This window comes from Rhizobium sp. 62_C5_N11_2 (assembly GCF_051811185.1).
GTDB lineage: Bacteria > Pseudomonadota > Alphaproteobacteria > Rhizobiales > Rhizobiaceae > Rhizobium > Rhizobium leguminosarum.
Window position 1 is genome coordinate 4756266 of sequence record NZ_JBPWPW010000001.1, and the last position, 24492, is coordinate 4780757.

At 59.1% G+C, this 24492-nt stretch carries 24 protein-coding genes and 1 pseudogene; 12 read left to right on the top strand and 13 right to left on the bottom strand.

The genetic code is table 11. The features are described from left to right. Positions 1-36: 36 nt before the first annotated feature. The 4 genes from AB8B31_RS23265 to AB8B31_RS23280 all read right to left on the bottom strand — a co-directional run bounded on the left by AB8B31_RS23265 (position 37) and on the right by AB8B31_RS23280 (position 3537). Positions 37-399 (bottom strand): septal ring lytic transglycosylase RlpA family protein, encoded by a 363-nt coding sequence (locus AB8B31_RS23265; RefSeq protein ID WP_018244428.1) that lies wholly within the window; start codon positions 397-399, stop codon positions 37-39. Positions 400-805: 406 nt separating this feature from the next. After that, positions 806-1675, bottom strand: a complete 870-nt coding sequence (locus AB8B31_RS23270; RefSeq protein ID WP_131605463.1) for an SDR family oxidoreductase — start codon at positions 1673-1675, stop codon at positions 806-808. Further along, positions 1675-2832, bottom strand: coding sequence for a tRNA epoxyqueuosine(34) reductase QueG (gene queG, locus AB8B31_RS23275; protein ID WP_283185881.1), 1158 nt, complete (start codon positions 2830-2832; stop codon positions 1675-1677). Before queG ends, AB8B31_RS23270 begins: the two co-directional genes overlap by 1 nt. 12 nt (positions 2833-2844) lie before the next feature. After that, on the bottom strand, positions 2845-3537 hold the full coding sequence (locus tag AB8B31_RS23280) for a glutathione S-transferase family protein (protein WP_003544722.1): 693 nt from the start codon (positions 3535-3537) through the stop codon (positions 2845-2847). A gap of 232 nt (positions 3538-3769) precedes the next feature. Between AB8B31_RS23280 and AB8B31_RS23285 the strand changes: the two genes are divergently transcribed. Beyond that, positions 3770-4567 (top strand): undecaprenyl-diphosphate phosphatase, encoded by a 798-nt coding sequence (locus AB8B31_RS23285; RefSeq protein ID WP_131605465.1) that lies wholly within the window; start codon positions 3770-3772, stop codon positions 4565-4567. A 243-nt stretch (positions 4568-4810) separates the two neighbouring features. On the opposite strand, the gene AB8B31_RS23290 is transcribed toward AB8B31_RS23285, so the two are convergent. The 8 genes from AB8B31_RS23290 to dnaN all read right to left on the bottom strand — a co-directional run bounded on the left by AB8B31_RS23290 (position 4811) and on the right by dnaN (position 10732). Beyond that, on the bottom strand, positions 4811-4963 hold the full coding sequence (locus AB8B31_RS23290) for a hypothetical protein (RefSeq protein ID WP_003544729.1): 153 nt from the start codon (positions 4961-4963) through the stop codon (positions 4811-4813). Between the two features lie 283 nt (positions 4964-5246). Then, complete coding sequence (locus AB8B31_RS23295; RefSeq protein ID WP_018447885.1) at positions 5247-6227, bottom strand: complex I NDUFA9 subunit family protein; 981 nt, start codon at positions 6225-6227, stop codon at positions 5247-5249. A gap of 112 nt (positions 6228-6339) precedes the next feature. Beyond that, the gene (locus AB8B31_RS23300; protein ID WP_018447884.1) at positions 6340-6627 is read right to left on the bottom strand and encodes a DUF1330 domain-containing protein; all 288 of its coding nucleotides are present in this window, start codon (positions 6625-6627) and stop codon (positions 6340-6342) included. A gap of 28 nt (positions 6628-6655) precedes the next feature. Then, positions 6656-7363 carry an orotidine-5'-phosphate decarboxylase gene (pyrF, locus tag AB8B31_RS23305; protein WP_018447883.1) on the bottom strand — a complete coding sequence of 236 codons (708 nt, stop codon included), beginning with the start codon at positions 7361-7363 and terminating at the stop codon, positions 6656-6658. 6 nt (positions 7364-7369) lie between these two features. Then, positions 7370-7951 (bottom strand): histidine phosphatase family protein, encoded by a 582-nt coding sequence (locus tag AB8B31_RS23310; protein WP_131605466.1) that lies wholly within the window; start codon positions 7949-7951, stop codon positions 7370-7372. Between the two features lies 1 nt (position 7952). Then, a complete protein-coding gene (gene pmtA / locus AB8B31_RS23315; protein ID WP_018244435.1) occupies positions 7953-8552 on the bottom strand; it encodes a phospholipid N-methyltransferase PmtA in 600 nt (199 codons plus the stop codon). A gap of 95 nt (positions 8553-8647) precedes the next feature. Beyond that, positions 8648-9559 carry a DUF72 domain-containing protein gene (locus AB8B31_RS23320; protein WP_128408396.1) on the bottom strand — a complete coding sequence of 304 codons (912 nt, stop codon included), beginning with the start codon at positions 9557-9559 and terminating at the stop codon, positions 8648-8650. Positions 9560-9613: 54 nt separating this feature from the next. Continuing rightward, positions 9614-10732, bottom strand: coding sequence for a DNA polymerase III subunit beta (gene dnaN, locus AB8B31_RS23325; RefSeq protein ID WP_128408395.1), 1119 nt, complete (start codon positions 10730-10732; stop codon positions 9614-9616). A 93-nt stretch (positions 10733-10825) separates the two neighbouring features. On the opposite strand from dnaN, the gene AB8B31_RS23330 reads away from it, so the two are divergent. From AB8B31_RS23330 to AB8B31_RS23345, 4 genes are all read left to right on the top strand, one after another. Further along, positions 10826-10996 (top strand): hypothetical protein, encoded by a 171-nt coding sequence (locus tag AB8B31_RS23330; RefSeq protein WP_018244438.1) that lies wholly within the window; start codon positions 10826-10828, stop codon positions 10994-10996. Beyond that, on the top strand, positions 10993-11910 hold the full coding sequence (gene rsmI, locus AB8B31_RS23335) for a 16S rRNA (cytidine(1402)-2'-O)-methyltransferase (RefSeq protein ID WP_128408394.1): 918 nt from the start codon (positions 10993-10995) through the stop codon (positions 11908-11910). Before AB8B31_RS23330 ends, rsmI begins: the two co-directional genes overlap by 4 nt. After that, on the top strand, positions 11900-12268 hold the full coding sequence (locus AB8B31_RS23340) for a YraN family protein (RefSeq protein ID WP_018447878.1): 369 nt from the start codon (positions 11900-11902) through the stop codon (positions 12266-12268). Before rsmI ends, AB8B31_RS23340 begins: the two co-directional genes overlap by 11 nt. A 118-nt stretch (positions 12269-12386) precedes the next feature. Continuing rightward, positions 12387-12890, top strand: a complete 504-nt coding sequence (locus AB8B31_RS23345; RefSeq protein ID WP_018244441.1) for a cupin domain-containing protein — start codon at positions 12387-12389, stop codon at positions 12888-12890. Between the two features lie 29 nt (positions 12891-12919). On the opposite strand, the gene AB8B31_RS23350 is transcribed toward AB8B31_RS23345, so the two are convergent. Further along, the gene (locus AB8B31_RS23350; RefSeq protein WP_128408393.1) at positions 12920-13939 is read right to left on the bottom strand and encodes a LacI family DNA-binding transcriptional regulator; all 1020 of its coding nucleotides are present in this window, start codon (positions 13937-13939) and stop codon (positions 12920-12922) included. Between the two features lie 334 nt (positions 13940-14273). Here AB8B31_RS23350 and AB8B31_RS23355 point away from each other — a divergent pair, with 334 nt between their 5' ends. The 7 genes and pseudogenes from AB8B31_RS23355 (at position 14274) to AB8B31_RS23385 (ending at position 24492) form a co-directional block, all read left to right on the top strand. Then, complete coding sequence (locus AB8B31_RS23355) at positions 14274-15260, top strand: sugar ABC transporter substrate-binding protein (protein WP_128408392.1); 987 nt, start codon at positions 14274-14276, stop codon at positions 15258-15260. A 182-nt stretch (positions 15261-15442) separates the two neighbouring features. After that, positions 15443-16963, top strand: coding sequence for a sugar ABC transporter ATP-binding protein (locus tag AB8B31_RS23360; RefSeq protein WP_128408391.1), 1521 nt, complete (start codon positions 15443-15445; stop codon positions 16961-16963). Beyond that, on the top strand, positions 16947-17969 hold the full coding sequence (locus tag AB8B31_RS23365; RefSeq protein WP_018447874.1) for an ABC transporter permease: 1023 nt from the start codon (positions 16947-16949) through the stop codon (positions 17967-17969). The genes AB8B31_RS23360 and AB8B31_RS23365 overlap by 17 nt, the downstream gene beginning before the upstream one ends. A gap of 146 nt (positions 17970-18115) precedes the next feature. Further along, on the top strand, positions 18116-19063 hold the full coding sequence (gene gshB / locus AB8B31_RS23370; RefSeq protein WP_018447873.1) for a glutathione synthase: 948 nt from the start codon (positions 18116-18118) through the stop codon (positions 19061-19063). A 230-nt stretch (positions 19064-19293) separates the two neighbouring features. Beyond that, positions 19294-19524: pseudogene (locus AB8B31_RS23375) on the top strand (magnesium chelatase domain-containing protein); the annotation flags it as partial. A gap of 700 nt (positions 19525-20224) precedes the next feature. Then, positions 20225-22231, top strand: a complete 2007-nt coding sequence (locus AB8B31_RS23380; RefSeq protein ID WP_222148820.1) for a hypothetical protein — start codon at positions 20225-20227, stop codon at positions 22229-22231. A 41-nt stretch (positions 22232-22272) separates the two neighbouring features. Continuing rightward, complete coding sequence (locus AB8B31_RS23385; RefSeq protein ID WP_439007516.1) at positions 22273-24492, top strand: hypothetical protein; 2220 nt, start codon at positions 22273-22275, stop codon at positions 24490-24492.

Below are 24492 nucleotides of genomic sequence, written 5' to 3' on the forward strand. Positions count from 1 at the left end.
CGATTGACGGCAAGAGCAAGCGCCGCTTCCGGCGCCTCAGCTGATGACCTGGTAGCAAACCTTCGCGGTGCCGGAGCTCACCATGCCGATATTCTGCGCGGCGGCGCGGGACAGGTCGATCACACGACCACGGATGAACGGACCACGATCGTTGATACGAACGACGACAGTGCGGCCATTATTGCGGTTGGTGACCTTCACCTTGGTGCCGAAAGCAAGCGAACGATGTGCGGCAGTCAAGATGGCAGGGTTCATACGTTCCCCGGAAGCAGTTTTGGAGCGAAGTGCGTACCATGAAGCACCGCCACAGCCATTTGCAGCAAAACCTTCCGCCGGAAGCATGGAAGAACAGGCGGCAATAGTTGCGGCGACGATAATAGAACGACGTATTTTCTTCAAAACAGAGTATCCCTCAACTATTGAACTCACGCCCTTGCAGGCGGCGGGGCTTAAATCTGCGAAAAAGTGGCGAAAAAGTGCCGGATGTGTTCACGGAATATTACAATCTGTAACATTCGTGAGTGCGGTGATGGAATCTCAGGAATCCATGCCGCCCTCAAATGTGGAAAAAACCTAATAAAATCAGCTAAAATCCGAACGAATTTTCCGAAGGGATAGTTAACGGCCTGGCGTTCACGAAAATCGCGAAAATATTTTTCCGATTTCGCCATATTTGTTGCCACATTTGGGCAAATTTAAAGGCCGTTAACCATAAGATGCGGCGAAAATTGTCCAGCCAAAGCGGCAAAGTAGGAATTTCCTACTCATTTTGGATGAGTGCATTCGTCGCAAACGGGACTGCGTTCTAACCGCGCCAGCGTCCGTCCTGCCACAATTGCGCAAGCGACATCGGATAGTTCGGGAAGGAGAATTCGAAGCCGGTGGCCTTGAGTTTCGCGTTCGAGATGCGTTTGTTCTCGCCGTAGAAGGAGCGTGCCATCGGCGTCAGTTCGGCGGTCTCGAACGCCTGCTCGGGCGGCGGTTCGACGCCCATCAGGCGGGCTGCCTCGACGATCACGTCCTGCGGTGGGCCGGGCCGGTCGTCGGTAACATTATAGATGCCGCCGAGACCGCGCTCCGACAGGAAGTGGGTCGCGGCACCGATATCTTCGACGCGAATGCGGTTGAACACCTGGTCCTTCTTGATCAGCCGTCGCGCCGTGCCCTTTTCCAGATTGCAGAAGGCATTGCGGCCCGGCCCATAGATCCCGGAAAGACGAAGCACTGCCGCCGGCACGCCGCGCTCCCGGCCCATCGCCAGCCAGCCCTCTTCTGCCTCGAGCCGCTCCTTCGACCGCCCGGAAATGGGCAGGCACGGCGTTTCCTCACTCACCCAGGCTCCCTTGTGATCGCCATAGACGCCGACGGTGGAGAGATAACCGATCCATTCGAGCTTCGGCAGCAGACTTGCGCCGTCCTTGTCAAGCAACCGCAGCAGCGGGTCGGCCTTTCCAGGGGCGATCGACTGCACGAGATGCGTTACACCAGTCAACGCCCGGCGCAGCTCCTTTTCCATGCTCTCGCCGTCGAAAAGGAATGCTTCGATGCCATTCTGGCGGAGCACGTCCATCTTGTCTGGCGAACGCGTGGTGCCGGAAACACGCACGCCGTTGCCGGCAAAGGCCTTGGCGATCGCTGTGCCGGAATAACCGCAGCCAAAGATCATCACATGCATCAGCCCACTCCCGCCAATCGCCATTCGTTCAGGACGTCGTCATCCTTCTCATCCGCCCTTTGTGCGGCAAAGACCGAGAATTCGCCAGCCTCCATCAGCCGTGAAAGCGCCCAGACCGCCATGCCACGCACTACGGGCGAGGGATCGTCCGAAAGCTCGCAACATGGCCCGATGAGCACCTTGTCGCCGGAATTGCCGGCGGCGATCAGGACGTTGCGGACGAAGCGGTCGCGGCCGATCCGCTTCACCGGCGAGCCGCTGAAAAAGGTACGGAAGGCGGCATCGTCAAGCGTCAGCAGAAAGGCGATCGACGGCTCCTTCAGATCTTCCCGCGCCTGCAGCTTCATCTCGGAGGCGGAGCTTGCGAACTTGTTCCAGGGACAGGCGGCAAGGCAGTCGTCGCAGCCATAGATTCGATTGCCGATCAGCACTCGCAAATCGGCGTCGATCGGTCCCTTGTGCTCAATGGTGAGGTAGGAGATGCAGCGCCGCGCGTCGATCTGGTAAGGCGCCGGAAAGGCAGCCGTCGGACAGATGTCGAGACAGGCGCGGCAGGAGCCGCAATGATCGCTCTCCGGCGCGTCGATGGCAAGATCGGCGGTGGTGAACATCGTGCCGAGAAACAGCCAGGAACCGTGCGTGCGGCTGACGAGATTGGTATGTTTGCCCTGCCAGCCGAGCCCCGCCGCCGCCGCTAAGGGCTTTTCCATGACAGGCGCCGTATCGACGAAGACCTTCACGTCGGCGCCGGCCCGTGCCGCAAAGCGCGTGGCGATTTCCTTCAGCCGGCCCTTGATGACGTCGTGGTAATCGCGGTTGCGGGCGTAAACGGAAATTGCCGCTTTATCAGGCTTGTCGAGGATACCGCGGGGATCTTCCTCCGGTGCGTAATTCAAGCCGAAGACGACGACGGAGCGCACGTCGCTCCAGAGTGTGCGCGGATCGCCGCGCCGGTCGCGAGTCTCCGCCATCCAGTCCATCGTCCCGTGGCGCCCGGCATCGATGAACTGGCCGAGACGCTCCTTGGCTTGCGGGATCGCGTCCGGGCGCGTGATGCGGCAGAGATCGAAGCCCTTGGCAGCAGATTCCGCCCGAACGAACTCGGTCAAATTGTCGCGGCGGCGGCGCCCTTTGTCGTCATTGTCAGGTTCGGGCATGAAGAGCCCTCGTCAGAAATCCAGATCGGCATAGTGTGAAACCGGTGTCAGTCCGCGCACGCGCTCGGTCAGCATCGGCCGGAAGGAGGGACGTGACTTCAGCCGCTGGTACCAGTCCTTGACGACGGGCGAATCCGCCCACTCGATCTCGCCGAGATAATCGAGGATGGAGATCGAGGCCGCGGCGGCCAGGTCGGCATAACTCATCCGCTCGCCCGCCAGCCACTGACGCGAACCGGCGAGCCAGGTGAGATAGCGCATATGCTGGCGGATATTCGCGCGCGCCGTGCGTAAAACCTTGGAATCTGGCGCTCCACCGCCCTGATCCGCTGTCATCTGCAACTTGTAGACACGCTCGCGGGCGAGCGGCTTGGTCACGTCGTTTTCCATTTTCTGCATGAACCATTCGGTCAGCCGGCGGATTTCCGCCCGCTGGAAAGGATCTTCGGCGAGCAGCCGCCGGTCGCGCTTCAAGACGCCATGCGTCTCGTCTAGATACTCGGAAATGACGCTCGCGCCGCAGAGCGCGCGCATGCTGTCGTCGACATAGACCGGCAGCGTGCCGGCCGGATTGAGCGCCAGGAAATCCCGGCGCTTCTCCCATGTCTGCTCTTCGATCAGATCCGCCTGATAACCGTATTCCGCCAGGATCAGCCGGACGAAGCGAGATGCGGATGACATGGGATGATGATAAAGCGTGGGCATCGATACTCGGGCGTTGTGATTGCTGTTACAGGACTGTGTGGCAGCTCAATTATAGCGCCCTAGTCATGACTCATTGGTTGAAGCTATAGGAGCTTGGCCCCGCCAATACAAGCGAATCGGATTTTTCAGGCCACCTGATAGTGGCGAAACACGGTCTAACGAACGAATGGAAGCGGCAGCCTGATCGGCCCAAGCGCTCAGGCCCGACCGAACTTTAAACCGGAGACAATGTATGGATTATATAAATGCTGCAATTCTCGGCGTCATAGAGGGGATCACCGAGTTCCTGCCGATCTCGAGCACCGGCCATCTGATCATTGCGGAGCAATGGCTCGGACATCGGTCGGATATGTTCAACATCGTTATTCAGGCGGGCGCCATCCTCGCCGTCACCATCATTTACTGGCGTCGGCTGCTGGATCTGGTGCTTGGCTGGCGTGATCCTGCCAACCGCGATTATGCCGCCAAGCTGATCGTCGCCTTTCTCATCACCGCCGTTCTTGGTCTGGTCGTCAAGAAGCTCGGCTTTGAACTGCCGGAGACCGCGACGCCGATTGCCTGGGCGCTCATCATCGGCGGTATCTGGATGATCTTTGCCGAATGGGCCGCCGCCCGCAGGCCGCCTCATAAAGAGATCACCTGGCTTGTCGCCATCCTGGTCGGCATCGCCCAGATCGTTGCCGGCGTCTTCCCGGGAACCTCGCGCTCCGGCGCCACGATCTTCGTCGCCATGCTGGCAGGCACGGGCAATCGCGCCGCTGCGACCGAATTCGCCTTTCTCGTCGGCATCCCCACAATGTATGCCGCAAGCGGCTATGAATTGCTGAAGACGTTCAGGGATGGTGGAGCGGCAGGCGAAGACTGGACGGCGCTCGGCGTCGCCTTCGTCGTCTCTACGGTCGTCGCCTTCATCGCCGTCAAATGGCTGCTTGCCTATATCAGAAGCAACCGGTTTACCCTGTTTGCCATCTACCGCATCATTCTCGGTGTCTTGCTGCTCGGCATGGCCGCGACCGGCTTGATTGCCTGAGACATCCGTCCCGCATTGCATTCGCGCAACTCCCGGCGCGAATGCAATGCCCGCCGGACTTCTCGAATAGACACTCGATTACCGGCAGGGCGCCGATTTTCAGATAGGCGATGTTGAGGGGATACGCTCCTGCCGCCGTTTTGAAACAGGCGATATTGAGCGGTGATCTGGAAGCGCCCTGTTTTAGGCGTTCCGGTCGACTGCTTGCTTGGAGCAGCATGCCGGCCCAGGGCCGGCCTTTCGTCAATGGATGATCGAAGCCGTCGAGCAAGGATCGACGCCGTAGGCCGGCGAGCAATCGCCCTTTACCGCCGCGACCGAACCGGGTGCAACGAAAGAGCCTGCAAGGATAACCAGCGCCGCACACGCAAACAGGAGCGCGATTGACTTGCCCATTGAGAAATGCCTTTCACAGTGATTGCCGCGCGCGACCGCAGGCGTTGAGTCCGTTGGAAGACGCGCGGGTTTGGTAGTCAGTGGAATGGCAAATAGCAATAAACGTTCCTGCTAAATTTGGCGTTAATTCCACAAAAATTCCGATGCGTCTTTTATGCAACGCCGCTGAGTATGCCGAGCACCAGAACACTTCAAACTTGCGCCGGGCTTTGCGGGACACGCCAACGCCAAAACGCCGCCCGCGGTATCGGCGGACGGCGTTATCGTTCCTCGGAAAAGATGGTTAGGCGGCCTTGCCGGTGCCGGTGTACTGGCCGTGCGGACGATAGTGCACCAGGTAGGAGCCAAGCACCGATGCCACCATGGTGGGCGTAATACCGAGGCCCTTCAGCGTGCGGCCTTCCGCCTCGGCTTCCGGGGAGACGACATTGTCGCGCTTCAGCAGGCGCACCTGGTCCGGCGTGATCGGCGGCGTTATGAAGGGGACCAGCGAAGCGATGCTGCCGATCATCGAAGCGATGCCGAAGGGCAGGGATACCAGCGGGTTCTTGCGGCACGTCACCTTCAGCATCGTCTCGAGACATTCGCGGAAGCTGAGCACCTCAGGCCCGCCAAGCTCATAGACCTTGCCGCCGGCGACCTTGCCGTCGACGGCACGGGCGACGGCCTCAGCGACATCCTCGACATAGACAGGCTGGAATTTCGTCTTGCCGCCGCCGACGAGCGGCAGGATCGGCGACATGCGCGCCATCTCGGCGAATTTGTTGAAGAAGCTGTCCTCCGGTCCGAAGACGATCGACGGACGGAAGATCACCGCATCGGGCTTGACCGAGAGGATGGCCGTTTCGGCGCGACCCTTGGTGCGGCCATAGTCCGAATCGGATTTCGCGTCGGCGCCGATCGCCGAAATATGCGTCAGCGTCGCGCCTGCCCCGCGCGCCGCCTCAGCAATCGCACGACCGCCGAATTCCTGCACGGCGTCGAAAGTGTTGCGGCCGACCTCGTGCAGAATGCCGACGCAGTTGACGACGTGGCTCGCACCGTCGACGGCCCGGTCGATCGAGCTGCGGTAGCGCAGGTTCGCCTGCACGAAGGAGATCTGGCCGACATTGCCGAGCGGCTGCAGAAAGCCGGCGAGATCGGGACGGCGCACGGCGACGCGGATGTTATAGCCGCGCTTGGCCAGCGCCCGAACCACGTGCCTGCCCACGAAGCCGGACCCTCCGAACACGGTGACGAGCGGCGGCAGGTTGGCAAGGGTCATGGCAGGCTCCTCGAAAGGCTTTGCGGAATGCTTGATTGGCTTCGTCTTAGCCGAATCCCGGCGCGACGGGAAGGCCTATCGTACCGTCAGTTTTGCGGGATGCGAGACCGCTCTAGACCCCTTCGACGACGACCATTTCCGCATCCGCGACTTCCTGGCGGATTTTCGCGGCGATCTGGTATTCCGGCGAATTATAGCAGTTGACCGCATGCTGCATCGACGGGAATTCGATCACCACGTTGCGGACGCGCGCCTTGCCCTCGAGTTCGGTGAAGGCGCCGCCGCGCGCCAGGAAATTCGCGCCATACTTTTCGAAGGCCGGCTTGGCGGCCGCCACATAATCCTTGTAGCGCTCGGCATCGCGAACGTCGACACGGGCGATCCAATATCCCTTGGCCATGGTCTTCTCCCTTTTGTCGTTGAAATTATTAGCGGTTTGCCGGCCAGAGCGCCGACACCATCTCGCTGAGGATGGCACGGGCGGCATCTCGGGGCTCCGGCGCCTTGACGACAGGCCGGCCGACGACGAGATGCGTCGCTCCCGCCTTCAGCGCGTCGAAAGGCGTCATCACCCGCTTCTGGTCGCCCTTGTCGCTACCATCAGGGCGAATGCCGGGGGTGACGATCGCCATCTCGGGTCCGACGATTTCGCGTACCTCAGCCGCTTCCGCCGCCGAGCAGACCACGCCGCCCATGCCGGCCGCGCGCGCCTGTTCGGCGCGGCGCAGCACCAGGCTGTGCGGATCCTGGCTGTAGCCGGCATCGGCAAGGTCATCGGCATCCATCGAGGTCAGCACGGTCACGCCGAGCAGGCAGAGGCCGGAGCCGGCCGCGGCCTCGACCGCCGCCTTCATCGTTTTCGGATAGGCGTGCAGCGTCAGCATCGACATGCCCATCTTGGCGATGTTCTCGACGCCGGAGGCAACGGTGTTGTCGATGTCGAGCAGCTTCATGTCGAGAAAGATCTTCTTGCCGCTGGCGGCAAGATCGCGGGCGAATTCCAGGCCGCCGGCAAAGACCAGCTGATAGCCGATCTTGTAGAAGAGAATGTCGTCGCCGAGCGCGGAAACCAGTCTTTCCGCCTCGCCGATCGTTGGAACATCCAGGCCGACGATCAACCGCTCGCGTGCGTCCATCTGAAGTCACCCCTGCCAGTCTTCGATGGGTGTCCAGTCGCATGATAAGCGGCGGTCCGCAAGACCGAAAGCATAGAGATTGCCGCCACCGCCCGGCTGGTCACGGTCGCGGGAGATCGGCCTGCCCGCCAGATGGCATTTGAGCAGCGTGCCGACGCCGCCATGGCCGACAAAGGCGATCGGCGCCGTCGCATCATGCGTGGCAAGAACGGCGTTAACAGACTCGACGATGCGGGCTTGCGCGTCGACGGCGCACTCCCAGCCCTTGAAGCTTTGTTCCGGATGGGCAAAGAACCAGTCGGCGGCTTCTTCGAATTGCGGCGGCGGCAGGAAGCCGGTGGCCGAGCGGTCGTTCTCATGCATGCCGTGGACGATCTCGATCGTCACGCCGGAAGCTTTCGCCAGGATTTCGGCCGTTTCGATCGCCTTCGTCTCGTCGCTGGAGATGATGCGCTGCAACTGCCTGGCCCAGCCGCTCTCTGTCGCTTTGCGGGCACGCGCCGCGCCGACATCGGAAAGCCCCCATTTCGGCACCGGCACGTTGGCGTCGATCCTGACCTGCGGATGAGTGATGTAGATCCCGAACATCTCAGCCGCGCTTGTAGATCCAGAGCTGCGCCGGCGGAATGTTGCGCATGACGAAGTCGAAATGCTGGATATGGTAGCGGTCGGGATTGGCGGCGATCGGCGAGATCGCCCCATAGGAAATCTGCACCATCGGCCGGCCGGCCGGCAGTCGATCGAGCAGGCTTTCGAGCAGAGAGATGCGCTTCGCCATCGGGAAATTCAGAAGCGGAATGCCCGAGACGACGGAATCGAAGGTGAGACCGCCGAAATTGCCAAGAGTGGTCTGAAGATCGAAAGCGTCGCCGTTGATGAAGTGCACGCCGGGATAGGTCCGCAGCAGATGTTTGTGGAAATCCGTCGAATATTCGATCGCAACGAGATTTTCCGGACGAACGCCGCGGCCGAGGATGGCCTTGGTGATGGCGCCCGTGCCCGGCCCGAGTTCTAGCACCGGCAGCCCGGAATGGATATCGACGACGCTTGCCATGCGCTTCGCCGTGATCGAGGAGGTCGGCACGATCGAGCCTACCGTCTTCGGCCCCTGCATCATGCCTCGGAAGAAGCGGATCTCGTCGTCGAACCTCTTCCCGAACCGTTCCTTCACCTTGACCCGTAAGCTCATTCTCCACCCATCCGCATGTTGATCGAATGCCTTAATATGCCGCTTGTCGCTTAAGGGACAAGGATTTTCGCAACAAGGACATCGGCATCAACAGTTCATGCGGCTTTCGGCGCGGAACCGGGCATGAGATCGGCCAGCCTTTCGGCCAAGTGATCGGCGTCGACAGGTGCGCGCAGCTTCACGTCGGTATTGTCGAAATAGAGATAAACGTCGCGGCCCTTGGTGCGCGCCGCTACGGGCGCCAGCACCCGCGTCGCATTCTCAGGTTCTCCGCCCGTGGCCCAGGCGCGGATGCGTTGCGCCCAGATGTCGAGTGCTTCGTCCTCGTAGCCGCTGACATAGAGCTTTTCGGAGCCATGCAGGCGGCAATAGACGAAATCGGCGGTGATATCCATCAGCAGCGGCCATTTCACCGTATCGGCGCAGACGAGAGCGACCTTGTGACGCCTGAGCATGTCGATGAAGGCGGGTGAGCGGAAGCTCTCGTGGCGGATTTCGAGCGCATGGCGGATCGGCTGGTGCCCGTCGCTTTTAAGCCAGGCCGGTCCCTTGATATGCCAGTCGTGGCGCTTCGCAAGCGCTATCGCCGCGTCGCGGTCGTGCGGCAGCAGCGACAAAAAACTTTCGAAAAGGGATGGATCGAAGGCCATGTTCGGCGGCAATTGCCAGAGGATCGGCCCGAGCTTGGGACCAAGCCGCAGCAGGCCGGAGGCGAGGAAATTGGCGAGCGCCGTCTCGATATTCTGCAGCCGCAGCATATGGGTGATGAAGCGCGGTCCCTTGACCGCGAAGATGAAATCATCCGGCGTCTCGTCGCGCCAGCGGCCGAAACTTTCGGGCCGCTGCAATCCGTAGAAGGTGCCGTTGATCTCGATCGACCGGAAGTGGCGGGCGGCGTAGGAAAGCTCCTGCTTCTGCGGCAGGTCCTCCGGGTAGAATTGGCCGCGCCAGGGCGCATAGGTCCAGCCGGATATGCCGATGCGCACCGTTCCCGTCCTTTTGGTCATGGGATCCTCCGTTTTGACAGGAGGAAAAACGGCAAGCGGTCGCCTTCGTTCCCCTCAGACGCGCATCGGCATCAGCACGTAGAGCGCATCGTCGCCCGCCGTGTCGCGGATCAGCGTCGGCGAGCCGGCATCGGCAAGCAGGAAGATCGCTTCCTCGCCGGAAAGCTGGGCGGTGATGTCGAGCAGGTATTTGGCGTTGAAGCCGATTTCCATCGCATCCGTGTCGTAGCCGACGGCGACTTCCTCAGTCGCACTGCCGGAATCGGGATTGTTGACGGTCAGCATCAGCTGCCCCTCGGAAAGCGCCAGCTTCACGGCGCGTCCGCGCTCGGAGGAGATGGTCGAGACGCGGTCGACGGCCTGTGCGAAGGTCGTGCAGTCGACGCGCATTTCCTTGTCGTTGCCTGTGGGGATGACGCGCTGATAATCGGGGAAGGTGCCGTCGATCAGTTTCGAGGTCATGACGATCGAGCCGATCGTCAACCGGATCTTGGCGTCGGAGACCTCGACGGTCACCGTCGTCTCGGGATTGTCGACCAGCTTCTGCAGTTCGCCGACCGTCTTGCGCGGAATGATGATGCCGGGCATGCCCTCGGAGCCGGAGGGCGCATCGACATCGGCGCGCGCCAGCCGGTGGCCGTCGGTCGCAACCGCCCTGAGTTTCAGCTCGCCATTGCTCTCGATCGTGTGGAAGAAGATGCCGTTGAGATAATAACGCGTCTCTTCCGTCGAAATCGCGAACTGCGTGCGGTCGATCAGCATCTTCAGATCGGTCGCCTTCAGCTTGAAGGAATGTGTGAAGTTACCGGCTGTGAGATCAGGGAAGTCCGACTCCGGCAGGCACTGCAGCGAGAATTTCGAGCGGCCGGACTGCACGGTCATCGCGCCGCCGTCGGTGCTGGTGGCAAGCAGCACTTCCGAGCCGTCGGGGAGCTTGCGCACGATATCGTAGAGAAGATGGGCGGGAACGGTAGTGGCGCCGGGCTGCTCGACGCTTGCAGGCGTCGCCTCGGTGATTTCGAGGTCGAGGTCGGTCGCCTTCATGTCGAGCTTCTGGCCGTCGGCCTTGAGCAGTACGTTGGACAGGATCGGGATCGTGTTGCGACGTTCGACCACGCGGTGGACGTGGTTCAGCGATTTCAACAGGTTTGACCGCTCAATAGTAATACGCATGGGATGCTACCGCTTTCGACCGTGACTGTCCGGGCGCGTCGAGCACCCGAAGAATGCTGTCCCGGCTTGAGGCCGGGGGAGTGGACGGGCAAAATGGCAGACTTCAGCATTGCTTTGCAAGAGGCATGGACGCCGGCACCCCTGCATTTGCGGTTTTCCAGAGCAATGCTCACAGAAATCCGAACCCTTGCCGAAGCCGTGCCGCTCGCCCATAAAGGCTTCGATGCCGGCGACGAGCCGGCGGGACGAAAGCAAATGGCATGAATGAGGAAACGACGGCGGACGCCGCCAGCCGGCGAAGCTTCCGCCTGCACAATGCAACGGTGCCGGCAAGGCCGCTGGAGCCGGCGCTCTATCTCGTCGCCACCCCCATCGGCAATCTCGGCGACATCACGCTGCGGGCGTTGGAAACGCTGGCCGGCGCCGATGTGCTTGCCTGCGAAGATACGCGCGTCACCCGCGTGCTGCTCGATCGGTATGGCATCCAGAACCGCCCCTTCGCCTATCATGAGCACAATGCTGACGAGGCCGGTCCCAGGCTGCTGCAGGCGCTCGAAGCCGGGCGCTCGGTGGCGCTGGTCTCCGATGCCGGCACGCCGCTGGTTTCCGATCCCGGTTACCGGCTGGCCCAACAGGCGATCGCGGCAGGGTACCGCGTCATTCCCATTCCCGGCGCTTCCGCGCCGCTCGCAGCCCTTGTCGGTTCCGGCCTGCCGAACGATGCCTTCCTTTTCGCTGGCTTCCTGCCGGCCAAGGACAAGGCCCGCCGCGACCGTCTCGGTGAACTTGCCGCCGCACCCGCGACGCTGATCTTCTTTGAATCGCCGCACCGCATCGGTGCAACGCTTCTGGCCGCCGCCGATGTGCTCGGGGCCACGCGGCCCGCCTCCGTCTGCCGCGAGCTGACCAAGACCTATGAGGAGTTCCGTCGCGGCACGCTTGCCGACCTCGCCGCCCATTATCAGCAAGTGGAAAACGTCAAGGGCGAGATCGTCCTCGTGATCGGTCCGCCAGAGCCGGTCGAGACTGATGAGGCCGATGTCGAAGCCATGCTGGCCGACCTGTCGAAGTCAATGCCGACGGCAGGCGCCGCCACCGAGGCCGCCCGCCTCACCGGCCTGCCGCGCAAGGTGCTCTACCAGCGCCTGCTGGAGATCAAGAACACCGATGGGCGATAATGATCTCACCGCCATCAGGAGGAAGGCGCTGCGCCGGGGCCGCATGTCGGAATATGTCGCGGCCGCCTTCCTGATGCTGAAGGGCTATCGCATCCTGGCTCTGCGCCACCGCACCCGGCTCGGCGAGATCGATATTATTGCCCGCAAGGGCGATCTCGCCGTCTTCGTCGAGGTCAAGGCCCGCCATGGCGAGGCCGCGGCGGTCGATGCCGTCTCTATCGCCGCGCAGAAGCGGATACGGGCGGCAAGCGATCTCTGGCTCGCCCGCCAGGCGGACCAGGCTCGCCTTTCCCAGCGCTATGATATCGTGGCGATCATGCCCGGCCGCCTGCCGCGGCACTTTCTGGATGCGTTTTAGCGCCTTTATGGTCCAATCCGTTTTCGAATCGTTAAACTTTTAGTTCCCGCGTGAACGAGCTTCTTACGACTCTCTGCTACCCCAAATCTCGGTAGGGATAACAATTGGGGATTGTTTCATGGCCTGGAAGCTGATGCTTGCAAGTGCGGTCGCCATGGCCGCGCGCTCCGCGCCTTATGCCGTGGCGAAGCCGGCCGGGAAATCCTTCGTCGCGCATGCGAGCGATCTGCTGCCATTGAAGCCGACGCCGATCAATCCGGACTGGATCGTCAGCGGCAATCCGCAGGCCCGCACCGCCGAACATTCGCGCGGCCATGACGAAGCATCGCTGACGGCGATCTGGGATTGCACGGCGGGTGAATTTCGCTGGCGCTTCGGCTGGGACGAGACCGTGATGATCCTCGAAGGCGAGGTCCATATCACTGCCGAGGATGGCACCGAACGCACCTTGCGCGCCGGCGACGTCGCCTTTTTCGCCGGCGGAACCTGGGCGAGCTGGCGGGTCGACAATTATGTCCGCAAGGTCGCCTTCCTGCGCAAGCCCTTCCCGAAGCCCTTGGCGATCGCCTACCGTCTCCGCAACATGCTGCGCAACAGCGGCAACCAGGGCATCGCCGCCTGACGATCGACTTCGATGTTCGGGCCTATGCGCTAATCGGGCTGAGGCGGGGCGGTTGTTTCGCCCTTCAAGATCTCGCAGGCGAATAGGATCGGATTGTCGAGGTCGGGCGCGGTTTGCTTGTTCAACAGAACGGCCACCGCAGCTGCGGCTATATCTTGAATCGGCTGTTTCACTGTCGTCAGGCGTGGCGTTGTCATGCTTGCGAGCGGGATGCCGTCGAAGCCGAGGATCGAAAGGGCTGCCGGTATCGGGATTCCCAGATCATGCGCCGCCCTCATGCAGCCGATTGCCTGCTGGTCCGAACTTGCAAAGATCGCCGTCGGCCGCTCGTTTCGCGCGCGGGCCAGAAGATAATTTCCGGCGGAACGGCCGCTCTCGTAGTCGAAGGCCGCCTCGGCAATCAGCGGTGGTCCTGCCATTCGTGTGCCGTCTGCCTGCTCCCCCGCCTGCTCGATTGCATCGAGATAGCCCCTGAGTCGATCGTTGGCGGGGACGGAGTGGCCGGGCCCCGAAATGAAGCCGATGCGGCGATGGCCGAGCTGCAAAAGATGCTCGACGCCAAGACGAACGCCATTGCGGTGATCGGCGGCAATGCCGGAATATCCTGGCATAAGCCGGTCGACGACGACGATCGGCAATCCCTTCGGCAGCTTGAGTGTGTGGAAATCATTGCTGGGAACCAGTATGATGCCGTCGACCTTTCGGCTTGTCAGCTGTTTTATGCGGTCAGCCTCCTTGGCCGCATGATCAAACGACGTCATGACGATGATATTATAGCCGTGATTTGCCGCCGCTTGTTCCGCCGATTGGACAAGTTCCGCGAAGAAGGGATTGGTCAGATCCGGAATAACGATGCCGATGAGGCGGCTGACCTTGCCGCGCATGCTTCTCGCCGACGGGTCGGGCATATAGCCGAGGTCTTTGATGATCGCTGTGACGCGCGCCCGCAATTCCTTCGTCACCGAGGGATGATCATTCAAAATTCGCGAAACGGTCCCGGTGGAAACTCCCGCAAGCTTGGCAACCTCTCGAATCCCGACCTTTGACATAACGGAAACAGTGGCCCTTTCTCTGCGCCTTCGGAAGACACCGAAGGGCGCCTGATCGAAGCTTCCAGCTAATGGTCTTTACCGCCCTCGTCAAAGGGCTACATTTCAATATTGACCGCCAGTCTCCATAGCATGAGCGCGGGCCAGCGCTCAATGGAAACGGTTCATCACATGCGCACCGATATGAGCCAAACATAGGAGCAAAAGCGGGCGATTGGCTTCATTTCCACTGCTTGACAATTTTTAACGGCGTGCTACCCAGATATCGTTGGAAACGGTTCATTGCCGCAGGCAACTCAGGTGGAGCTGAGCCCAGGGCCGTTCGGAGGAAAAAATGTCCAATTCTATGAAGCGTGAATCCGTCTTGATCAATGCGCCGCGCCGTGCGGCATTGAAGCTCGGACTTGCCGGCACCTTGGTGCTTGCGCTGTCCTGCGGCGTGTCGCCCGCCTTTGCGGCCGGCAAGCCGAAGGTCGGCCTGATCATGAAATCCTTGTCCAATGAGTTCTTCAAGCAGATGAAGGCGGGCGCCGACAAATATGCGGCCGAGAACAAGGACAAGTTCGACTTCAAGGCCGTCGGCATGAAGGACGAGCGTGATTTCGCTTCCCAGGTCGATGCCGTCGAAAACTTCGTCACGCAGAAATACGATATCATCGTTGTCGCGCCGGCCGATTCAAAGGCCATGGCAACCCCGCTGGCAAAGGCGGTCAAGGCTGGCGTCAAGGTCATCAACATCGACGTGCCGCTCGATGCCGATGCGAAGAAGAAAGCCGGTATCGATCTCGCTTTCTTCGGGCCTGACAATAAGGGCGGGGCGACGCTTGCCGGCGATGCGCTTGCCAAGGATCTGGGACCCGGCGCCAAGGTCGTCATCCTCGAGGGTAACCCCGAGGCCGACAATGCCAAGGAGCGCAAGGAAGGCTTCATGGACTCGGTCAAGTCTGGCAAGCTCGAGCTTCTCGACAGCAAGACGGCTCATTGGGAGACGGAAGAAGCCAATACCGTCATGACGAATTTCCTGACGAAATATAAGGATATTCAGGGCGTTATGGCAGCCAACGACTCGATGGCCCTCGGCGTCGTCAAGGCGCTCGATGCGACCGGCCAAAGCGGCAAGATCAAGGTTGTCGGCTTCGACAACATTCCGCCGGTCCAGCCGCTGATCAAGGATGGCAAGATGCTTGCCACCGTCGAACAGTATGGTGCGCAGATGGCGGTCCTCGGCATCCAGTATGGCATGCGCGAACTTGCCGGCGAGAAATTCACCGGTTGGGTCAAGACCGACATCAAGCTGGTCACCGCAGCGGATCTCAAATAGTTGGGATCGCCCGCATCGCGCGTCTGAAAAATGACGCGCGGCAGTGTACGGGAAGCGCCGGCTGCGGCCGGCGCTCACCGCTAGCAACCGATTGACGCGTTGATCGCTTCAGGTGAGGCTCGCTTCCGAGCCCCTGGGATGCGTGCTGCGTGGTGTTCGAACAGAGCGTGCATGAGGTCGACGTGTCAGACGCAGCAGATGACGAGATTTTGAGGCTGGAAGGGATCGGCAAGCGCTTCCCGGGCGTCGTGGCGCTCAAGGATGTCTCCATGCGGATCGGCCGCGGCAAGGGGCACGTTCTTCTGGGCGAGAACGGTGCCGGAAAGTCGACCCTGATCAACCTGCTCGGCGGCGTTTTCAGGCCGGATGACGGTCACATCCTGTTTGACGGCAAGCCATACCATCCGGCCTCGCCGCTGGAGGCATTCAAGGCGGGCATCCGGGTCATTCACCAGGAACTGCATCCGCTTTCCAACCTCACGGTGGCAGAAAACCTGCTGTTTGAGCATCTGCCGCGCCGATATGGCCTGGTGAACTATCAGGCGATGAACAGCAGAGCGGCGGAACTCCTGGAAGAGGTCGGCCTCGACGTGGCTCCGACGACACTGGCGAGCCGGCTCAGCGTCGCCCAGCTTCAACTGGTCGAGATCGCCAAGGCGCTTTGCTACGAAAGCAAGCTTCTCGTTCTCGACGAACCGACGGCAACCTTGACCTCCAAGGAGGTCGATCGCCTTTTTGAAATTCTCAAGCGCCTGAAGCGGCGTGGCGTGACCACGCTCTACATCTCTCACAGGCTGGAGGAGATCTTTGACGTCGGCGACGATGTGACGGTGCTGCGCGACGGCCAGCATGTGATCACGCGTCCGCTGTCCGGACTTGCTATTCCTGACATCGTCGAACTCATGGTCGGGCGGAAGCTTTCGGATCATGGCATTTTTCGCAGCGACAGCACCGTCTCCGGCGAGGCGCTCGGAGTGTCCGGCCTGAAGGTGACGCGTACTAGCCCGGAATTGTCATTTTCCGTGGCGAAGGGGGAAATCGTCGGCATTGCCGGCCTTGTCGGCAGCGGCCGGACGGAGGCGGTTCGCGCCATATTCGGCGCCGATGCCAAAGCGACCGGCGAAATTCGCGTGAATGGCGAGCCGGTTGAGATTCATTCCCCGAAGGACGCCGTTGCTGCCGGGCTCTGCCTGGCAACCGAAGACCGCAAGATGCAGGGCTTGATGCTCGATATGAGCTGCGCCGAAAATGCCACCATAACCGATCTCGCCAAGATCTCCCGCAACGGCTTGATCATGCGAAGGGCGCAGGATGATCATTCGCAGCGCCTCGTGCGCGAACTGCGCATCAAGACCCCGTCCATCCATCAGGCCGTCAGGACGTTTTCCGGCGGCAACCAGCAAAAGGTCGTCATTGCAAAATGGCTGTTCCGCGGTCCCAAAGTGCTGATTTTCGATGAGCCGACCCGTGGAATCGACGTCGGTGCAAAGGCCGAGATTTATGAGCTTCTGTGGAAGTTTGCGGCTCAGGGAAAAGGCGTTCTGGTCGTCTCTTCGGATCTGCCGGAGCTCATGGGCATTTGCCATCGCATCATCGTATTTTCCGACGGCAAGATATCGGGCGAAATAGTTCGGGAACAATTTGACGAGAGCAGGATCCTTTCGCTCGCCTACAAGGAGTACAGTCGTGTCCGCCAACATTGAAAAACAGACCGAGGCGAAAGAGGTGAGCGTCTGGGACAAGCTTATTCGGATCTCGCTGAAGGAGGCGGGCGTCGCCATTGCCCTCATTCTGATCCTGGCGTTTTTCTCGGCGACGGCGCCCTATTTCGCAACGCCGGAGAACTTCCTGAAGATCTTCGTGCAGATTGCCATCAACACCGTGCTTGCTGCGGGCATGACCTTCGTCATCCTCGTTGGCGGCATCGATCTCTCGGTCGGGTCGCTGCTTGCCCTTTGCACGGTGATCGGTGCGACGATCATGATCAATCCGGCGTTTTCGCCATGGCAGGCGATTGTTCTCGCATGTCTTGCGTCGATGGGCACGGGTGCTGCTCTTGGCGCTGTCAACGGGTGGATTTGCGAGAAGTGGAAGCTTCCTTCCTTTATCGTCACCCTTGGCATGCTGAACGTCGCGAGCGGCCTGGCGCGCGTGGTCAGCGACAATTCGACGATCACCGGTCTGCCTCAGCCTTTCGTCGATTTCGGCAACCTGATCTTCTGGGGCATATTTCCGTCGATCTTTCTGATTGCGATCGTCGTCGTCCTGATCGGCTGGTTCGTGCTGCGCTACACCGTCTTCGGGCGCTTCGTCTTCGCGATCGGCACCAACGAAGAGGCTGTCCGGCTATCGGGGCATGAGCCCAAACGATACAAGATTGCGGTCTTCACGATCTCAGGGCTGACGGCCGGCATTGCGGCCATGGTCTATCTGCTCCGTCTCAATGTCGGCAGCCCGGTTGCGGGCATCGGCTACGAGTTGAATGCGATCGCCGCCGTCATCATCGGCGGAACCAGCCTTTCGGGTGGCAAAGGCTCGATTGTCGGCACGCTGGTGGGCGCCTGTATTCTGCAGGTGCTGTCGACGGGATTGCAGCTCTTGGGCGCCGACGACAATATCAAGCCGATCGTCATCGGCGCCGTCATCGTGCTCGCCGTCATTCTCGATAGCTATCGCGGCCGTTTGATGCGGAAACTCGAAACGCGGTGAAAAGCAATTCCAGCAAAAGTGCGCAGCGGTTTTGTGTCCGGAATTGCGCAAAAAACAAAAATGCTCCAGTGCCGAAGCCCTTGATTGGCCGTTGCGTTTGATATCTGGCCGACCTACATCTGTCCGGCATTCAGCGAGGGATGGAAATGGCAAAGATCACCAATGTAGCGGTCCAGATGGATCATGTCGCAAGCATCAATATCGCGGGTGATTCCACCTTCGCCATGAGCCTGGAAGCGCAGGCGCGCGGCTACAGGCTCTTCCATTACACCCCCGACCGCCTGAGCTTCCGCGACAACCGGCTCTATGCCAGCGTCGAGCCGATGGTGCTGCGCGACGTCAAGGGCGATCACTACGAGCTTGGCGCGCCGGAGCGCGTCGACCTCGCGACCATGGATGTCGTGCTGCTGCGCCAGGATCCGCCCTTCGATATGGCCTATATCACCGCGACGCATCTGCTCGAGCGCATCCACCCGAAGACGCTCGTCGTCAACGATCCGGCCTGGGTGCGCAATTCGCCGGAGAAGATCTTCGTCACCGAATTCTCCGATCTGATGCCGAAGACGCTCATCACCAAGGATGCCGCCGAGATCCGCCGCTTCCGCGACGAGATGGGCGATATTATCCTGAAGCCGCTTTACGGCAATGGCGGCGCCGGCGTCTTCCATTCGACCCGCGACGACCGCAACCTCTCTTCGCTGCTCGAAATGTTCGGCCAGCTTTTCCGCGAGCCCTTCATCGCCCAGCAATATCTGCCCGACGTGCGCAAGGGCGACAAACGCATCATCCTGGTCGACGGCGAATTCGCCGGCGCCATCAACCGCGTGCCGGCCGAACACGACAGCCGCTCCAACATGCATGTCGGCGGCCGCGCCGAGGCGACCGAGCTGACGCCGCGCGAACAGGAAATCTGCGCCCGCATCGGCCCGGCGCTGAGGGAGCGCGGCTTCCTGCTCGTCGGCATCGATGTGATCGGCGATTACATGACCGAGATCAACGTCACGTCGCCCACAGGCATTCGCGAGGTGAAGAAGTTCGGCGGTGCCGATATAGCAGCCCTGCTTTGGGATGCGATCGAGCGCAAGCGCGGCTGAGCCAGCCGCCCATGACCGTTCTGGTCCCGCGACCGAGCGCAACCAAGGTCACAGCGGATGCTTGACTATGTTCTTTGATTGTTCTTGTTTTATTCCGGCTTCCATGCCAGATTGCAACCGCTGGCCCTAATGCATGTCGCCCAAAACTGTGCAGCGGTTTTGGGATCACGACATGCATCGAAAATGGCTGCAGGGCGGTATATAAAAGTTTGCGGCAAGGGGATGGGTTGATGGTCGCGCGTGTCAGTACGGTTGCATTTCAGGGTATCGAAGGTGTGCCGGTCGAGGTCCAGGTCATGGTCGCTCCCGGAAAGGTCGGGATGCAGATCGTCGGCCTGCCTGACAAGGCGGTTGCCGAAAGCCGCGAGCGCGTGCAGGCCGCCCTCCACGCCTCCGGCCTGGCGCTGCCGGCCAAGCGGGTGACCGTCAATCTGGCGCCTGCTGACCTGCCGAAGGAAGGACGTTCTCGGCCACTTTCGTCACATTGTATGCAGACGAAAAAGCAGCGTAAACAACGGTACTTGAGACGGTTTGCTCTCCATATGCGGTATGGAGACGATGTGGAAAATCAGCGCAGTTTTTTAGGCAATCTCATCGGACACTTCCTGCTTCGTTCGTAGGCTCCATTTGTCTACGAACCGCTGCTTTTTGAAGTCGATGAGTGTCGTGTCCAATTAAGATTGGACCGTATCGGTCTTTGATCGGGTGATTTCGCCGCCGAAGGCGTAGATCCAAATTACAAACTCGCGATCAACGAGGCTTACATTTTTGCGGGCCGCAAATTCCCTTTCAGTGGGGCAGGCTCATAGAGCAGACAGCGAAGCCTCACCGACTGTTCAGTGGGCTGCGATCGCATCACGTTAGGCTACGGCTGACACTGCGCGAAGACGTAGAATCCCGGCGCGCAAAACCTTCTTCACAGGCAAAAGAAATAAAAGTAAGATCTCAGCGAATCGAAATAAACGCAGGAGTTAGTTATGTAGTAATTGTTGACAATTTGCAAGGGTGAAAATTCATCAATCTCAGTCCTTGCAAATATTGCCGCGAATCCTTTGGTGAGGCCCATCGAATCCTTGGTTGTCGGACCAAAGGACATTGATTTAGCGCGCAGCAACACTTCTGACATCGAGAAACGTTCTGTAATACTTATGGTAACAAATAATGGCGGATGAACAAAGTTATGTATTCTCGATACCGGGTCATCCGACACGATACCACCTGACGCCAGTTTTAGGACTCTACGGCGGAAAGTTCTGCGCGTCGCTCTCGCGAGCGTGGAAAACTATCTTCGGAGATAAGTTCACCGGAAACACCAGCTATCGATATTTCCAATACACAGTGAGCGCGCTGGTGTGGATCGCAGGAAAGGCCGCTTACCTCCAAGATGGGCCGGAAGTAAGAGTGTTTGCCGCGTGCGTGAAGGGTCGCCAATCGCTGTTGCCACCGTCGGACATCGAGGCATGCCTAGCAAATATGTTCGATTCCTTGTGCGATGGAAGCGACGAGAGTCTCAGCCGGGCTAAGAAGGCTGTGGCAATTAACTCCAGCATTGAGAGTATCAGGGCCGGCTTTGGCCATCTCGCGGACGCCGGCTTTTTTCCGTACCACGAATTCTCAGCAAGTGTCCCAGAAATGGCAGGGTCGCAAACGCCATCTATCGCGACGCTCTTAATCGATGCGGGAAGGTTCGATCTGGGTGGTATGGACGCGGAGACCGCGCCCCAAGCTTTCGCCGCCAAAAACGTCGATGGCTTAGAGGCACTTCGTTCGTCCCTCTGCGATGAATTCGAAAGTGAATGGCGGGCGTTTACCTGGGGCCAAGAATTGATGGAGGACCCCAAGATTCCAGGCGGGGAAGAGACCTCGGAGATCCTAAAAGATTACGTTGGCATTGGAACCGTCGATGTAAAGGAATGGCTCAAGGAAAAATTGGGACTAAATGACGATCAATATCTTGGATTGGTCGCGAAGTTCATCCGAGATAGGAACCGCAGAGATTTCAAATATAGCCTGAAGAAGTTTTACCGGTTGATCAAAAGCGCCGGGGGGCACTACGCCGTTCATAGGCTCGTGATGCCGTCCTCGATTGCCGCGAACGCAGCCTACCATATCGTGGTGATCGACACTGTACTCAACGATAGCTCAGTGGCGTCCCTGCCGGCGGAGCTGTTTACGGGAAAATTGAAAAGAGGAAGTGTGGAGATAAATACACTTCACACCCATAAATCCAGAAAGAACGGCCATCGGAAGAATGTTGTCACGGCAAGCGTCAAGAGTACGGCGGTTGCTGAAAACGACGACACCCTATTCGTTTCAACGCGATTTAAACGTCAACTGTCTTTCAAAACTGTCATCGACCGATGGCTTAAGATGACAGAGACGATTCGAGAAAATCCTCGGGTCTCGGCCGCGCTAAAAGAGCTTCTTTGGGTATATCAAAGGCCTGGACAACAAAGAGTTCGGACCATAGCGCATTCCATTATGACGGAATGGTGGCCGGCGTTCTTAACCCGCATATCGGGTGATCCCCTCCTAGGCGGTCTTCCTCTGACAAGAATGGTGATCCGGAAGACCGCTTTGAACGGCAAGGCGGAACTGGACGATCTGCAGTACGCAGTGAACACGGGGTTGGGCAATCATGCACCGGGCCCGATGCCATTCTATTATATGGATGAAAGAGGCGTGAAATCGGTCTTGGCGTCTCTGATCCGAAAATTCCTGGACAAATGGGAAGCTGTCGCGGTTGGGGGTATCGAGAGAGCCGCCGAGGCGCTGGGTTTGAGTCAACGAGATCTTGATCGTCGTTTTCAACTAGGCCTGAGATCGGGTCTCGACTTTGCTAACGTACGCCCTCGTGCTGAAACGGCTCCTCCAGAGGACGTCGAGACGATGTCGTTCCTTCCAGACTCGGTTCGATTGCTTCCGGTGACCGAAGCGTCAATGTCAAACCTTCATCTGGCACGCCGCACCCTCGAAACCAAAATGCAAGAGATGCTTCATACCAACCCTGAGCGCTTCATTAGAGCGTGGGTTCCGTGGTTGGCGATCGTGCAGGTCTACGAAGAAAAGTTGCGCGAAAGTCGCTTCGCAAAAGCCTTTGAAACGATCTGCATTGCAATCGATTCCGGATTGGAAAGCGGCGCGGTCGAGCCTCTCTACATTTGGTGACCATGCCAAAATCCCTCACCGGCAAATAATAGGAGGAACAAGTGCTCGTTGAAATCAGCTCATCAAACGATACCAGAATCTATCATGATTATGTCATGGGCAGACTTCCACATCGGCGATGGTTGAAAGGGGGCAGGTTCGAAAATGACCGATGGGTCATAGAAACACAGAACCCGGACACGATGCGGCTCACAAGTCGTACTATTTCCTTCGATGCGCTCTTGACTCCTATGCCATATCAAAAGCGGCTCAATGACGCTGGCTTGGAGAACGACTTGATAACCGCCAAGCTGCTTGTGTTTTATAGCCTCGAACCTGCCCCTGTCGGTTGGAATGAAAGTGCGTCTTCAGTCGACATAGATTTCAAAAAATTTTTAGTTTTTTTGCAATGGCGATACGACCGGGGCATTCCCAACAACCGAGCTCTCACCGGCGGATGGCATAGGGAGTTTGAGCAGTCCTTAAAAGAGAACGGTCGTGAAGGGTTGCTGAGGTTATCGTCCCGCGTCGACACTCTTGTGAGCATGTATCGCGCTGACGAAATCGACATTCCTTTGAAAGCCGGCCACAGGTCGGCTTCACCTCAGAAAATTGCAGAGCTGTTAGGGATATATGGGGCGAGAAGTCTGACGCCGGAAGCGCGAAGGGTTTTGGATAAGTTTCTTCTAAGCGCGGGCGTCGCCGGAAAAGCGGTGATCGCTCGTCTGAATCGTGAAGGGCTGGACGACGAAGATGACGAGGCGAAAGCCAATGGTAATACTGTGTACAAGATGCTGTTTGTTTGGTTCGCGTTGTGGAAACTTCGAGGCAAGCTTACCCACGACCCAATAGGGGTCAAAGCCTACAACAGCCCGAGACACATCTACAAAAGCATCCGTGGTTGGACGAAAAGGTGCGACCCATGGCCAGACCCACCGAGCTATCAAGCGAGTTGGCTTATCAATTCGGCACTTACTTTGATCCTCGATGATGCCACCACACACCTCTTAAATCTGGCGGAGGCCCGTGCACGGAACAATACCGAGCGCGCGCACCAACAACTAATCAAGGCCAACCAGCGTCTACAGAAACTTGGCGCTGAGGAAATCACTCCCAATGTCGCGAGTCGCGTACGTCAGGATCGTACCGGTCTGCGTTATGCAATCTACGAGATCCTGGTCGCCGCATGCGTCATCGTAATCGCTGCGTTCTCCGCGAGACGGAAAAACGAGATTTTCGCGCTCAAGGTCGGTTGTATAGAACTTGATCCAAACGGTGCCGTCTGGCTTCACTCTCTGATTTTGAAAAACAAGAAGGACGTGGATCGCATTCCCGTGCCGAAGTCGGTGCAAGTGGCCGTCTCTATCCTCGAGCGGTTGCGCGAAATAGGTGAAACGCCAGCGGACAATTGGCTGCTGCAATTCAACTGTGTCTTCACCGGCCAACTGATCGATGTCGACATCAATGCTTGCCTAACCTCCTTTGCTGCGTGGTGCGAGACTCCACCGCTGCCGGATGGAACGAAGTGGAATTTTTCTGCTCACCAGTTGAGGAAATTTTTCGGTATCACTTACTTCTGGAGATATATGTATCCGAACTTAGCGGCACTGAGCCTACAGTATCGACATTTCAACCCAGAAACGACGATGGGCTACATATCGTCTCGGTCACGGAGCACGATTAAGCTTTGGGACGAGAGGCAGGCAGCAGAGCAAAGACGCTCAGCAACCGAACGGGCAACCGTGGAACGTTTGGTAGTTGTGGAAAGTAGCAGGCTGCAGTTTACCAAAGATATCCTACAGTCTGTGGCGGAAGGCGCTGTCCTCTCGGGTCCCCTCGGGCGGCTCCTTACGGACGAGATCGATGCTCTCAAGAAACAATTTGCGTCAGAAGTGCATATCACTGGCGCCACGGGTGCGCCCGCAACTTTCCTGGATGCCTTGGCTGGCTTAGCTAAGGAGAGAATGTTGCGGGTACACAAAGAAGGTCATTCGCTATGTGGCCTGGGCCAAAACCCCGCAGATAACGCACACGCCTCTTGTTTGAAGTTGAAGTCCGATGTGACAGGGATTCCGACCGCTGTCTTCGATGGTCCAGACTTCACATTTGCGGACGAAGGTGGTTGCCTTGTTTGCCCTCATAGAGCGGGCCTACCAGTCCTTGCGCCTTTTTGGGACCGTGAAGTAGCGTCGGCGTTCGCATCTCTCCGCGAAGCGAATGATGAGCACCTTGTTTACGTCGAACAGCGCGTGAAACTCCTGAACACTCACGCCGGAGCTTAA

Bases quoted from the DNA above. Each gene is read 5' to 3' on its own strand.
- AB8B31_RS23270 (WP_131605463.1), bottom strand. From the start codon at position 1,675: ATGCATGTGATGATCTTTGGCTGCGGTTATTCCGGCACAGCGATCGCC.
- queG (WP_283185881.1), bottom strand. From the start codon at position 2,832: ATGCCCGAACCTGACAATGACGACAAAGGGCGCCGCCGCCGCGACAAT.
- AB8B31_RS23280 (WP_003544722.1), bottom strand. From the start codon at position 3,537: ATGCCCACGCTTTATCATCATCCCATGTCATCCGCATCTCGCTTCGTC.
- AB8B31_RS23285 (WP_131605465.1), top strand. From the start codon at position 3,770: ATGGATTATATAAATGCTGCAATTCTCGGCGTCATAGAGGGGATCACC.
- AB8B31_RS23290 (WP_003544729.1), bottom strand. From the start codon at position 4,963: ATGGGCAAGTCAATCGCGCTCCTGTTTGCGTGTGCGGCGCTGGTTATC.
- AB8B31_RS23295 (WP_018447885.1), bottom strand. From the start codon at position 6,227: ATGACCCTTGCCAACCTGCCGCCGCTCGTCACCGTGTTCGGAGGGTCC.
- AB8B31_RS23300 (WP_018447884.1), bottom strand. From the start codon at position 6,627: ATGGCCAAGGGATATTGGATCGCCCGTGTCGACGTTCGCGATGCCGAG.
- pyrF (WP_018447883.1), bottom strand. From the start codon at position 7,363: ATGGACGCACGCGAGCGGTTGATCGTCGGCCTGGATGTTCCAACGATC.
- AB8B31_RS23310 (WP_131605466.1), bottom strand. From the start codon at position 7,951: ATGTTCGGGATCTACATCACTCATCCGCAGGTCAGGATCGACGCCAAC.
- pmtA (WP_018244435.1), bottom strand. From the start codon at position 8,552: ATGAGCTTACGGGTCAAGGTGAAGGAACGGTTCGGGAAGAGGTTCGAC.
- AB8B31_RS23320 (WP_128408396.1), bottom strand. From the start codon at position 9,559: ATGACCAAAAGGACGGGAACGGTGCGCATCGGCATATCCGGCTGGACC.
- dnaN (WP_128408395.1), bottom strand. From the start codon at position 10,732: ATGCGTATTACTATTGAGCGGTCAAACCTGTTGAAATCGCTGAACCAC.
- AB8B31_RS23330 (WP_018244438.1), top strand. From the start codon at position 10,826: ATGGCAGACTTCAGCATTGCTTTGCAAGAGGCATGGACGCCGGCACCC.
- rsmI (WP_128408394.1), top strand. From the start codon at position 10,993: ATGAATGAGGAAACGACGGCGGACGCCGCCAGCCGGCGAAGCTTCCGC.
- AB8B31_RS23340 (WP_018447878.1), top strand. From the start codon at position 11,900: ATGGGCGATAATGATCTCACCGCCATCAGGAGGAAGGCGCTGCGCCGG.
- AB8B31_RS23345 (WP_018244441.1), top strand. From the start codon at position 12,387: ATGGCCTGGAAGCTGATGCTTGCAAGTGCGGTCGCCATGGCCGCGCGC.
- AB8B31_RS23350 (WP_128408393.1), bottom strand. From the start codon at position 13,939: ATGTCAAAGGTCGGGATTCGAGAGGTTGCCAAGCTTGCGGGAGTTTCC.
- AB8B31_RS23355 (WP_128408392.1), top strand. From the start codon at position 14,274: ATGTCCAATTCTATGAAGCGTGAATCCGTCTTGATCAATGCGCCGCGC.
- gshB (WP_018447873.1), top strand. From the start codon at position 18,116: ATGGCAAAGATCACCAATGTAGCGGTCCAGATGGATCATGTCGCAAGC.
- AB8B31_RS23380 (WP_222148820.1), top strand. From the start codon at position 20,225: ATGGCGGATGAACAAAGTTATGTATTCTCGATACCGGGTCATCCGACA.